Origin of the sequence: Providencia rustigianii DSM 4541, from assembly GCF_000156395.1 — a bacterium.
GTDB lineage: Bacteria > Pseudomonadota > Gammaproteobacteria > Enterobacterales > Enterobacteriaceae > Providencia > Providencia rustigianii.
In genome coordinates, this window is the sequence record NZ_GG703821.1 from 1,639 (window position 1) to 14,295 (window position 12,657).

Below are 12,657 nucleotides of genomic sequence, written 5' to 3' on the forward strand. Positions count from 1 at the left end.
GTATATTACGCTTCCCTCAGTGAGAGTCAAGCATTTTTTTTGCTTAATCTTTTCAGATTCTCTCGCTGCCGGTTCAGTGTCCATCGCGCTTTGCGTTGGCTTGTTCCCGGTCAGTGGATGCGCATTATAGGGAGTCAGAAAAATCTGGCAACCCTTTTTTTGATATTTTTTATCAACCGCCGATTATTTCAACAAATCGTGCAAAACAGCCACATTTTGTTGAAAAATAGTACTATAAATTCTCAAACTCTATAGCAAAAGCAGCAACACTATCCCAATTAGTATATTCAATTTCTGTTTTTGGGTCTGTTGGTCCCCCCGTCATCTTCATAATTAGCCGGATCATTACTTTATCAAGCCACTTATAACGAGGATAAAACAGCGCTCCTGCAAATACCGCCTTCAATGTTGGCTGCCACGGACATTTTTCTAAAAACTTGCGAGTATAAACATTTGTCTCAGCGGTATCTTTCCCCTCCTTTCTTGCTGTTAGGTTTACAGCAAAAAAGGCGCTCTTCATCGAATTGAGTTGGGTTTGATGTGTTGCTACGAAGCGTTCAAGTTGCTTATTAAAATGACCGTAACGGATAGATGCGCCAACCAATACTTTATTGTAAGCCGATAAATTGAAGTTTTTATCCGTATTTAAATCACGGATGTCACACTCACACCCAGAGCGACGTAATTGGTCTGCTATCTTTAAAATGATTTTTTTCGTTTGCCCATCAGTGCTGGAGTGTAAAAGTAGATAACTCATCTTCTGTAAAATTCCTAATCATTGCTATCCATTGTTTACTCACGCCAAAACGTTGGCGTAAATAAAACTAATAAAGTAAAGACTTCAAGACGACCAAATAACATTGTCACCACTAAAATCCATTTCCCAGCCGGATTCATACTTGTGAAGTTCTCGGCAACCGTTCCTAACCCAGGCCCAAGGTTATTCAATGTGGTAGCAATTGCAGAAAACGCGGAGAACTCATCAACACCGGTTGCGATAAGTAGCAGTAAACTCACTACAAATACCAAGGCGTATGCAGAAAAGAATCCCCAAACAGCTTCAATAATCCTTTCTGGTAAAGCTCTTTGGCCTAATTTAATGGTATATACCGCATTGGGATGTACCAATCGTTTCAGTTCACGGGAGCCTTGTAGAAATAAAAGAAGGATACGAATAACTTTTAATCCTCCACCTGTTGAACCCGCGCATCCCCCAACAAATGCTGCACATAATAAAAGCATCGGTAAGAATAGTGGCCATCCAGAGAAACTGTCCGTTGTGAAGCCTGCGGTGGTTGCCATAGAAACCACTTGGAAAAAGGCCTGATCTAATGTTTGCCCAAAATCAGCATACACAGAGTGGAACATCAACACTGCGGTACAGATCACCACCAGCACAAATTGGAAGCTAATAAACATTCTAAATTCAGGGTCACGCCAATAAATACCAAGGCTTCGTCCTGTTAATACTGCAAAGTGCAAACCGAAGTTACAGCCGGAGATAATTAAAAAAATACCAATAATGGTATTAATTGCTGGGCTATTGAAATAACCAATACTGGCGTCATGGGTAGAAAACCCTCCAATAGCAATAGTAGAGAAGCTATGAGAGATTGCATCAAACACATCCATACCCGCGATCCACAAAGCTATTGCGCACGCGATAGTCAATAGAACGTAGATCAACCAAAGTGTTTTCGCCGTTTCAGCAATCCTAGGACGCATCTTATTATCTTTTAGTGGCCCAGGCATTTCAGCTCGATAGAGCTGCATTCCCCCAACACCTAATAGAGGCAAGATGGCAACTGCCAATACAATGATCCCCATACCACCCAGCCATTGCAACATTTGACGATAAAATAAAATGGCTTTTGGTAACGAATCCAACCCCGTTAAGGTTGTGGCTCCTGTGGTGGTTAAACCGGAAAATGATTCAAAAAATGCATCAGTGACTGATAAGTTTGGTTTTTCCGAGAAGATAAACGGCAACGCCCCAACACTGCCTAGTACTGTCCAGAACAAGACAACAATAAGAAATCCTTCCTTTGCCTTTAACTCATGTCGACTATTGCGAGTCGGTAGCCATAGAAAAAGACCGATTAATAAGGCAGTTACGAATGTTTGGCTAAAAGCTCGCCCCGCACCATCGCGATATATAAGCGCAACAATGCCAGGAATGACCATCGTAAAAGAGAAAATAATGACGAGTAACCCAACGATACGGGTTATTGCGCGAAAGTGCATTCGGCCAGTTCCTTGCTTAGGCTATTTACTATTGCGATTGTTCGATGAGTTTTAATTCACCACGGCTAATATCGCGTAATTTATCATTGACCTCCTGCTCACAGCTAGCAGGAATAGAAATTTGCAAAGATACAGACTCATTATAATCACTGTGTAGAATCATACCATTTACCTGAGCCAATAATTGCTCAACTCCATTGATAAGGGAGTAATCACATATCAAATTAAAGATCTTTTGAGGAACTTTTATTTTTGTGGGCAGGATTTTAAGCGCTTGCTGTACGCCACTTCCATAAGCACGAACCAGCCCTCCTGTTCCTAGCTTTATCCCGCCAAAATAGCGCACTACAACACAGGTAACTTCACCCAAATGACTTCCAAGTAATTGTGCCATGATAGGCTTGCCGGCCGTTCCTGTTGGCTCCCCATCATCAGAAAATCCTAACTGCTGGGAATCATCAGGTCGACCAGCAACAAATGCCCAGCAATGGTGCCGGGCATCTGGGTATTGAGCTTTGATTGATTGGATATAATCTTTCGCGGCATCAATACCTTCGGTATGCGCTATATAAGTAATAAAACGGCTTTTTTTGATCTCTTCCGCGAAAGAGATCGTTTCTGCCGGAATTGAATAGGGTCTCATTACGGTAAATGCAAATCTCGAGTCATATTTTCAATATGGTTATGATGGATAACGATATTATCTTCAATACGAATACCACCATAAGGTTTGAATTGCTCGATTTTATCCCAATTGAAATGTTGACTAAACTCTCCAGCGCGCCAGCCAGATAATAAAGATTCAATAAAATAGAGACCTGGTTCGATTGTTAGCACCATTCTTGGCTCTAATACTCGAGTACAGCGCAAGAAAGGATACATTTTTGGTGCAGCTAAATGTGTACCATCCTCATCTTGCATAAAACCAGCGACATCATGAACTTGCAATCCAAGAGGGTGACCTAAACCATGAGGTAAAAATGGCGTCGTTAACCCATGTTCTACCATTGAGTCTTCGCTAATTCCTTTAACTATCCCATGTTTAACCAATAATCTGGCGATACGGTGATGCATATCAACATGGTAATCCGTATAACGAACGCCAGCTTTAATCGTATGAATTAACGCTAACTGCTCTGCATTTAAATCCGCGACTAATGCAGCAAATTCACTTTTACTTTTGGCGGCATAAGTACGAGTAATATCCGCAGCGTAACCATTATATTCAGCACCTGCATCAATCAGGAAGCTACGAACTTCATTGGGAACAGTTTGCTGTAATTTCGTGTAGTGAAGTACTGCGGCATTTTCATTAAGAGCCACAATATTACCATAAGGAACATTAGTATCTCGGTGCCCCGTAGCCTCTAGATAACTAATATTAATATCAAATTCGCTAGCACCTGCTTGGAATGCTTCAAATGCAGAAAGATGACCATTCACAGCCATTTTTTGCGCTTCACGCATGCAGCACAATTCATAATCTGTTTTATATGAACGGTGATAATGGTAGTAATCCAGCACTGGTTTTGGATTGATATTGTGAGAGGAGATACCTAAAGATTCTGCTTTCGCTGTCGCAGAACCAATATAAGCGACATGCTCTTTTGGCAGATTAGCTAAAAAATCTTTGATTTCATCTGCATTTTTCAGATGAATTAATTCAACTTCTTTCGTCCAAAAACTATTTGGTAATGGTTCTACACTGTGCCAGTAATCTACTGGTGAATAAAACCATAGCTTAGGCTTATTAACACCATCAACTAATAACCACGAGTGCGGGACATCGGTGACCGGCACCCAAGCTTTAAAGTGTGGGTTAACTTTAAATGGGTAATCACTGTCATCAAGGAAGATGCGAATCGGCTCCCCTGAGTGAATTAAGATGGCATCTAATTTACTGCGTTGTAAAACTTGCTGAGTTGTTTTTTGTAGTGTTTTGATGTGTTCAGCGTAGAGTCCAGCCAGTTTTTCCATTTCATTCAACCTTACAGTATTCGTTAGAAAAATAGAGCTTATCACGTTCTGATATTAACGTGTATGCACTCTATTATATTCATTTATTAATATATTGATAATTAACAAAAATACCATATTAACATTACGTTATTTCACTTTATTCCTGTGAGCAGCATTCCACTTTTGTTATTAAGCATTTGCAATTAATTAACATTCTAGTCACACTAAATTTCATCTGGTCATACCAGATAACTCAGTTATCTAAAGGAGAACAGCATGCTTTATCAAAGTGAAACAATCTATATTCAATGGTTGAAAAAAGGTATTGCAGAATTGGTGTTTAATGCATCAGGTCCAATCAATAAATTGGATACCCATACCGTTGCTTCACTTGATGAAGCTGTTACCGTTCTTGAACGGCAATCTGATTTGCAAGGTGTTATTCTGCGTTCAGATAAACCCGCATTTATTGTTGGTGCTGACATAAAAGAATTTTTATCTCTCTTTGAAGCTTCAAAAGAGACTTTAAGTGAGTGGTTATCTTACGCTAATCATATTTTTAATCGCCTCGAAGACCTTCCCGTTCCAACTATTAGCGCAATCAATGGTTATGCTCTCGGTGGTGGTTGCGAATGTATCTTAGCCACTGATTTTAGAATTGCTTCTCCAGATGCCAGAATTGGTTTACCTGAAACAAAATTAGGTATTATGCCCGGCTTTGGCGGTTCCGTTCGATTACCTCGTTTAATTGGGCTTGATAGCGCATTAGAGATTATTACCGCAGGAAAAGATGTTAGCGGTACACAAGCACTTAAACTCGGTCTCGTTGATGCTGTTGTAGAAACAGAAAAACTCCCACAAGCGGCATTACAAATTATCGAGCAAGCTATTGCTGGTGCTATTAATTGGAAGCAAAAACGTCAGCCAAAACTCGAAACTCTCAAACTATCTCCTATTGAGCAGACGATGAGTTTTAGTGTTGCTAAAGGAATGGTCTACCAAGTCGCTGGTAAACATTATCCAGCCCCAATGACAGCCGTAAATACAATTGAAAAAGCCGCTAACTGTACTCGTGAAGAAGCATTAAAACATGAAACAGCTGCCTTTGTACCTCTCGCACATAGTGATGTTGCCCGTGCATTAGTTAGCGTATTTCTTAATGATCAACAAGTTAAAGCAACCAGTAAAAAAATTGCTGGCAAAGTAACAGCACCGACACAAGCTGCTGTTCTGGGCGCGGGAATCATGGGGGGCGGTATCGCCTACCAATCTGCCAGCAAAGGCATTGCGGTCTTAATGAAAGATATCAACGAAAAATCTCTGGATCTTGGCATCAATGAAGCCAAAAAATTACTCAATGGCCAATTTGAAAGAGGCAAAATTACTGCCGATAGAATGGCGACAACATTAGCCTCTATTCATCCATCGTTATCTTATTCTGGTATTGAGAACGTGCAGATTATTGTTGAAGCTGTTGTTGAAAATCCCAAAATTAAAGCTGCGGTATTATCCGAAGTTGAATCATTAATCACATCGGAGACTCTACTTGCGTCAAACACATCTACGATCCCAATTACAGAGCTCGCTAACTCATTAAAGCGCCCAGAAAATTTCTGCGGGATGCATTTTTTTAATCCAGTCCATCGTATGCCTTTGGTCGAAATTATACGTGGAGAAAAGACCTCCGAAGAGACCATAGCCAAAGTTGTTTCATTCGCAAACAAGATGGGAAAAACCCCGATTGTTGTTAATGATTGCCCTGGTTTTTTTGTTAACCGAGTTTTATTCCCCTACTTCGCAGGCTTTAATTTATTGATTCAAGATGGTGCCGATTTTAGAGAAATCGATAAAGTCATGGAGAAAGAGTTTGGGTGGCCGATGGGACCTGCTTACTTACTTGATGTGGTCGGGATTGATACTGCATTTCATGCAGAGCAAGTTATGGCTCAAGGCTTTCCACAACGTATGCAAAAAGTGGGTAAAAATGCCATCGATATTATGTTTGAACAGCAACGCTTTGGTCAGAAAAATGGTAAAGGTTTTTATCTGTATGAAACAGATAAAAAAGGCAAACCGAAAAAAATCGATGACCCACATACAGACGAGTTATTATTCGCTATTCGCCAAAATAAACGTTCGTTTACCAAGGAAGAAATTATTGCCCGCATGATGGCACCAATGGTTAATGAAGTGGTTCGATGTTTAGAAGAAGGCATTATTCAAAGTCCTTCAGATGCTGATATTGCATTAGTTTACGGACTTGGCTTTCCACCATTCCGAGGAGGCGTATTCTGTTACCTTGATACCCTCGGCAGTCAATCTTATGTCAAAACTGCAGAATCTTATTCCCACTTAAGCCCGCTTTATCAAGTGCCAAATGGATTAAAAGAGAAAGCGGCAACCAATGCCAGATATTATCCGCAGCCACCCGTTGTGGCTATCGATGTCAAAAAAGTTGTGAGGGGTTAATCCTATGGAAAATGTCTTCATTATTGATGGTATACGCACTCCAATGGGGCGTTCCAAAGGTGGTGTATTTCGTCATGTAAGAGCAGAAGACCTCTCTGCACAACTGATGAATGCGATTTTTGAACGCAATCCCAATGCTCAAAAGAAAGAGCTTGATGACATCATCTGGGGCTGCGTCCAGCAAACCTTAGAGCAAGGGTTTAATGTTGCCAAAAATGCAGCCCTTTTAACGGATATTCCTCATACCGTTCCCGCAGTAACAATTAACCGCTTATGCGGTTCATCCATGCAAGCGATCCATGACGCTAGCCGCTTTATCATGACTGGGGATGCGCATTCAGTCTTAATTGGCGGAGTTGAACATATGGGGCATGTGCCTATGACCCATGGTATTGATTTTAATCCGAAGCTAACTTTGCGTGTAGCTAAAGCCGCTGGCGCGATGGGATTAACTGCAGAGATGCTGGCTAAGATGTATAAAATAAGTCGCGAAGAGCAAGATGCCTTTGCATTGAGATCTCATCAACGTGCCTCTGCGGCAACAAAAAGTGGCAAATTTGGTCAGGAGATCGTCCCTATTTTAGGCCATGATGCTGATGGTAATTTAGTTTCTGTTACATACGATGAAGTCATTCGCTTTGATGCAAGCTTAGAGGGTTTAGCTTCCTTACGACCTGCTTTTGACCCTGTCAGTGGCACCGTTACCGCAGGAAATTCATCCGCACTTTCAGATGGTGCCTCAGCCATGCTATTAGCTAGTGAATCCTACACAAATCAGCATGGCCTCAAGCCTAGAGCCAAGATCCGCGCCATGTCAGTTGTCGGCTGTGACCCTTCAATTATGGGGTTCGGACCAGTTCCTGCAACCGAGCTAGCTTTAAAACGAGCGGGATTATCTTTAAATGATATCGATATTATTGAGCTGAATGAAGCATTTGCAGCCCAGTCGATTGCCTGTATGAAAGGTTTAAGAATTCCAGAAAGCCAAATTGATCAAAAAGTTAATCTAAGTGGTGGCGCCATTGCATTGGGCCATCCATTAGGTTGCTCTGGAGCAAGAATAACAACAGCGCTATTAAACCAACTAGAACAGCAAGATAAGCAGTTTGGATTAGCGACTATGTGTATTGGATTTGGGCAAGGTATCGCCACAATCATTGAAAGAATTTAAGAAGTTTTGCCGTTACATTGTCATGTTTGTCAATGTTCCCGCCTAGTCAGGGGCGGGATTTTTTTTATCCACAAAACAGTCAAACTAGCTCAGTAAAACTCAACACATCATAATTTTAAAAACAACTCCACCAATCCTTTACGACATACTTAATAGCTCTAAATAGTTCAAGTTGTAGGTAGGCGGCTAATGAGGATATCCCTAGGAGCATACATGAGTATGTGACTTGGGTAACCGAGTGCAGCCAACACCCCTACAACTTGAAATATGACGAGTTACAGGAAATCAAAGGCATCGCCGAACAACTGAGCCGCCTTAGCATTCCTCTCGCCACAAAACCGATCTCTCGCAATCTTCGCCATCTCAAACCGACCTGCAATATAAATATCGTGTTCAGATAGATCGCCAAAATCTTCCAGCACCGAACTCAATACAGTCCCTGTTCTGCCTCGCCAATTTTCATCAGGTTGCTCAACAACAGGGATAACTTTGAGATTAGAATAACGTTCACTGAGAGCTTGCAGTTCACCCAAGTCGTATAGATGCTCTAACTGGCGGCCCCCCCAATAGAACGTAATATCTCTGTGAGGATTTTCTGCAAGGGCGGCAAGCAGGATGGAATGGGTATAAGAAAATCCCGTCCCCCCTGCAATTAAAATGATTGGATTTTGACTATTCTCACGGAACCATGCTTTGCCATGAGGGATATCGATATCAATCCGCTGTTGTTCTAAAATTCTATCTAACACGGCCATCGCATATAGATTGAATTCAGAAGCTCCGATATGCAGCTCAATAGACTGTTTATTTTCAGGTGTTGAAGCCATCGAAAATGGACGCTTATCCCTTTCATCCATAACAACCATGAGATATTGACCGGCTTTGAAATGAAAAGGACCATCTGGCAACAAAATAACCCGATAAACCGTATCCGTGATGGACTCGACAAATGTGACTTTACAGCTCAAAGTTGCCATGGATTTCCTCTTACTTTTCAAAAATATTCAATTGTTCCCAAATATCATCAACGCGGGATTTAACGCTTTCAGTCATCACAATTGGGCGCCCCCATTCACGACTCGTTTCTCCCGGCCATTTATTTGTCGCATCAAGTCCCATTTTTGAGCCAAGGCCAGAAATCGGAGATGCAAAGTCGAGATAGTCTATTGGCGTATTTTCCATCATTATCGTATCGCGGGCTGGATCCATACGGGTAGTGATTGCCCAAATGACATCTTTCCAATCACGGGCATTGATATCATCATCACAAACAATCACAAACTTAGTGTACATGAATTGTCGCAGGTAAGACCAGACCCCCATCATTACTCTTTTTGCGTGTCCTGCATACTGTTTTTTCATGGTTACCACAGCCAAACGATATGAACATCCTTCTGGAGGTAAGTAGAAATCGACAATTTCAGGGAACTGCTTTTGTAAAATAGGCACCAAGACTTCATTGAGGGCTTCACCTAATACCGCGGGCTCATCGGGTGGGCGTCCAGTATAGGTAGAATGGTAAATCGCATCACGGCGCTGAGTAACATGAGTGACGGTGAAAACAGGAAAATCATCAATTTCATTATAGTAACCAGTATGATCACCATAAGGTCCTTCAGGCGCCATTTCTCCAGGTTCAATATAACCTTCAAGAATAATTTCTGCGCCAGCAGGAACTTCGAGATCGTTAGAAATACATTTTACGACCTCAGTTTTATTGCCACGGAGTAACCCAGCAAAAGCATACTCTGAGAGCGTATCAGGTACCGGGGTCACTGCCGCTAGAATTGTCGCAGGATCTGCACCAAGAGCAACCGCTACAGGGAATTTTTCTCCTGGGTGTTGTTGGCACCATTCTTGGAAATCTAAAGCTCCACCACGATGGGAAAGCCAACGCATAATAACCTTGTTTTTCCCCAGGACTTGCTGGCGATAAATGCCTAAATTTTGGCGCTCTTTATGAGGACCTTTAGTCACCGTTAAACCCCAAGTAATCAACGGTGCGGCATCTTCTGGCCAACAGTGCATTACAGGAATTTTGGTCAGGTCAACGTCATCCCCAGCCCAAATTTGCTCCTGACATGGCGCTGAGTTTAAACGTTTAGCTGGCATATTAAGCACTTGTTTAAACTTAGGAAGCTTATCCATTAGATCACGGAAACCTTTCGGAGGATCAGGTTCTTTAAGAAAAGCGAGTAACTTGCCTACATCATGAAGCGCTTTAATATCTTCTTGTCCCATCCCCATAGCAACCCGTTTGGTAGTTCCAAATAAGTTACACAAAACAGGCATCTTATAGCCTTTAGGATTTTCAAATAGTAAGGCTGGTCCCCCTGCTCTTAGCGTACGATCTGCGATTTCAGTCATTTCCAAATAAGGATCGACTTCCATCGTAATGCGTTTTAGTTCGCCTTGCTTTTCAAGCTGCGCGATAAAATCTCTAAGGTCACGGTATTTCATTATCTTCTTTTACAATTACAGGGGGAACCTCATTATAAGGCTCCCAGCCAAGGTTACAAGTTACTGTTAAACATGCTTAATAATCAGTATTCTTGAGATTAAGTGTATCACTTTACTTACAATCAAACGGGACATAATCCGTCAATGATACGGTATCGAATTGTTCAGGGAATGTTTTGTTGTGCTGAAACAATTTAAAACCCTCGTTTTTGCCACTAAAGTAGCTCAATTCATTACCTTTAATTTGTAAGCCACTACCTTCACGTAACGCAACAACAACCTCATGAGGGTTAATTACACAAAATTCTTGCAAACGTTCATCACGAGTTTCGCCCATGTGCCCTGAAATGTGAGCATCGATGTAGTGAGGGTTAATTTGCATCGGGAACAATCCCAGCGATGGCATAATAACCGCATTGCTTACTGGCATATCATTAGTCGTACGGATACTTGGAGTTGCCACATTACAACCCGCACTCCAGCCAATATAAGGAACGCCACGTTCACGTACTGCACGCTGAATGGCAACAATCAATCCATTTTCATGCAGGCATTTATTCAGCCACCATGTATTACCACCGCTCACCAAAATACATTCTGCTTGTTCAATTGCTTCGACTGGACTTGAGAAATGTTCGATAGAAGTGACTTCGATACCTAGAGCTTCAGAGAGCTGAGCTGCTCTTTCATCATGAGAGCCACGTAAAACAGCATACGGGACTAATACCGCTGACTTAATTTTTTTACGCTCAATCATTTCATTAATACGTGGTAATGCATAACTCAGCCATACCGGATTGCCCGAAAGTTTGCCATTACTCAATAAAAAGATATCCATGGTGTCTCCTACAAAAAGTGTATTTGTTGCTGTGATTATAATGTACCCAAGTTTTGTAACTACTGAATTAATCTATACTTGTGGGTATGAATAATATTGCGTGGCTCATCATTAGTCACATTGTTATGCCTTAATTTGTTATCATAAGCATAATTTTGTTGGATGGGATCAAAAAATGGAAAAATGGTATTTGCTGTATTGCAAACGCGGTCAGCTTGATAGAGCGATTGAGCACTTAACTCGACAATATGTCACTTGCATGACTCCCATGACAGAAATGGAAAAAGTCGTTCGAGGTAAGAGAGTTATTGTTACTGAAGCGCTTTTCCCAAATTATCTATTTGTAAAATTCGACCATGAAAAAATCCACACGACCACGGTCCAATCTACTCGTGGAGTTAGCCACTTTATACGCTTTGGTAAACTTCCCGTCGAGGTCCCTGAAGAAATTATGGAGCTTCTACAGCAAGCTCCTATTGGTCATTCTAAAGCTCCAGACCTTCCTGCTCACGGGGATAGTGTCATTATTACTGACGGGATATTTGCTGGCGTAAAAGCCATCTTTGACGAACCAGATGGCGAGTCTCGCTCTATATTATTACTCAATATTTTAAACACTAATGTTGTTAAAGTAATTGATAATACTCAATTTAAAAAATTGACTGAATAATTTAATCGTTAGCGAGATATAAAAAGCCCATTATAAAATGGGCTTTTTAATGTCTAAATCATTTTAAAAATGATGATTATTCTTCGGTTTCAGCGTCTTCTTCATTTTCTTCTCGACCTTTTCTACCTTTACCAACATAGAAATTCGAGAGTAAAACCCCAAGCTCAAATAACAGATACATAGGCACTGCCAATAAAGTTTGAGATAAGACATCAGGAGGGGTTAAGAACATCCCCACAATAAATGCACCGACTAATATATATGGACGCTTACGTCTGAGAGATTCTGGCGTTGTTACACCAGTCCAGCACAGTAAAATGATAGCAATCGGAACTTCAAACGCAGCCCCAAACGCCATAAACAACGTCATGACAAAACTGAGATATTTACTGATGTCAGGTATGAAGTTAACACTGTCTGGCGTCGTTTTTACGAAGAAACCAAATGCTAACGGAAACACCACAAAGTAAGCAAATGCCATTCCCAGATAGAATAAGAAACTACTTGAAACTAACAGTGGCAACATCAACCTGCGTTCATGCTTATATAGCGCTGGTGCGATAAATGCCCAAATTTGGTACAAAATGACCGGTATCGAGACAAACACAGATACCATCATTGTTAATTTAATTGGGGTAAAAAACGTTGAAGCAACATCTGTCGCACTCATTTGAGAGCCAACAGGTAGCTTATCAATCAAAGGTGCAGCGACCAACCGGTAGATGTCATTTGAAAAATAAGCGAGTGCCGCAAATATGATTAATACTGTAATCAAACAGTTTAATAGCCGCTTTCTAAGTTCAATTAGATGGCTAATAAGTGGTTGAGTATCATTGACAGCCATGT

The 12,657-nt window shown here is 41.2% G+C and carries 11 protein-coding genes; 3 read left to right on the forward strand and 8 right to left on the reverse strand.

Going from position 1 to position 12,657, the window contains the following annotated elements; translation table 11 throughout:
- Window positions 1-232 precede the first annotated feature (232 nt).
- Genes hemG through pepQ form a run of 4 tightly spaced genes read right to left on the reverse strand, consistent with a single transcriptional unit; the run spans window position 233 to window position 4,221 of the window.
- Complete coding sequence (gene hemG, locus PROVRUST_RS15955; RefSeq protein ID WP_006815924.1) at window positions 233-757, reverse strand: menaquinone-dependent protoporphyrinogen IX dehydrogenase; 525 nt, start codon at window positions 755-757, stop codon at window positions 233-235.
- A 35-nt stretch (window positions 758-792) separates the two neighbouring features.
- Complete coding sequence (trkH, locus tag PROVRUST_RS15960) at window positions 793-2,244, reverse strand: Trk system potassium transporter TrkH (protein WP_006815925.1); 1,452 nt, start codon at window positions 2,242-2,244, stop codon at window positions 793-795.
- Window positions 2,245-2,272: 28 nt separating this feature from the next.
- Window positions 2,273-2,887, reverse strand: coding sequence for an IMPACT family protein (locus PROVRUST_RS15965; protein WP_006815926.1), 615 nt, complete (start codon window positions 2,885-2,887; stop codon window positions 2,273-2,275).
- Window positions 2,887-4,221: a Xaa-Pro dipeptidase gene (gene pepQ, locus PROVRUST_RS15970; RefSeq protein WP_006815927.1), complete on the reverse strand. Its 1,335-nt coding sequence runs from the start codon at window positions 4,219-4,221 to the stop codon at window positions 2,887-2,889. The genes PROVRUST_RS15965 and pepQ overlap by 1 nt, the downstream gene beginning before the upstream one ends.
- Window positions 4,222-4,479: 258 nt before the next feature.
- Here pepQ and fadB point away from each other — a divergent pair, with 258 nt between their 5' ends.
- Together fadB and fadA are read left to right on the forward strand one after the other, a co-directional pair.
- A complete protein-coding gene (fadB, locus tag PROVRUST_RS15975; protein WP_006815928.1) occupies window positions 4,480-6,672 on the forward strand; it encodes a fatty acid oxidation complex subunit alpha FadB in 2,193 nt (730 codons plus the stop codon).
- A gap of 4 nt (window positions 6,673-6,676) precedes the next feature.
- Window positions 6,677-7,843, forward strand: a complete 1,167-nt coding sequence (gene fadA, locus PROVRUST_RS15980; protein WP_006815929.1) for an acetyl-CoA C-acyltransferase FadA — start codon at window positions 6,677-6,679, stop codon at window positions 7,841-7,843.
- 275 nt (window positions 7,844-8,118) lie between these two features.
- Here the strand turns inward: fadA and fre are convergent, their stop codons facing one another.
- The 3 genes from fre to pepE all read right to left on the reverse strand — a co-directional run bounded on the left by fre (window position 8,119) and on the right by pepE (window position 11,141).
- Window positions 8,119-8,820, reverse strand: a complete 702-nt coding sequence (gene fre, locus PROVRUST_RS15985; protein ID WP_039855704.1) for an NAD(P)H-flavin reductase — start codon at window positions 8,818-8,820, stop codon at window positions 8,119-8,121.
- Window positions 8,821-8,830: 10 nt separating this feature from the next.
- Window positions 8,831-10,303 (reverse strand): 4-hydroxy-3-polyprenylbenzoate decarboxylase, encoded by a 1,473-nt coding sequence (gene ubiD / locus PROVRUST_RS15990; RefSeq protein WP_006815931.1) that lies wholly within the window; start codon window positions 10,301-10,303, stop codon window positions 8,831-8,833.
- A 112-nt stretch (window positions 10,304-10,415) separates the two neighbouring features.
- Window positions 10,416-11,141 (reverse strand): dipeptidase PepE, encoded by a 726-nt coding sequence (gene pepE / locus PROVRUST_RS15995; RefSeq protein ID WP_006815932.1) that lies wholly within the window; start codon window positions 11,139-11,141, stop codon window positions 10,416-10,418.
- Between the two features lie 175 nt (window positions 11,142-11,316).
- Here pepE and rfaH point away from each other — a divergent pair, with 175 nt between their 5' ends.
- On the forward strand, window positions 11,317-11,811 hold the full coding sequence (gene rfaH / locus PROVRUST_RS16000; protein ID WP_006815933.1) for a transcription/translation regulatory transformer protein RfaH: 495 nt from the start codon (window positions 11,317-11,319) through the stop codon (window positions 11,809-11,811).
- A gap of 76 nt (window positions 11,812-11,887) precedes the next feature.
- On the opposite strand, the gene tatC is transcribed toward rfaH, so the two are convergent.
- On the reverse strand, window positions 11,888-12,655 hold the full coding sequence (tatC, locus tag PROVRUST_RS16005) for a Sec-independent protein translocase subunit TatC (protein WP_006815934.1): 768 nt from the start codon (window positions 12,653-12,655) through the stop codon (window positions 11,888-11,890).
- Window positions 12,656-12,657 lie beyond the last annotated feature (2 nt).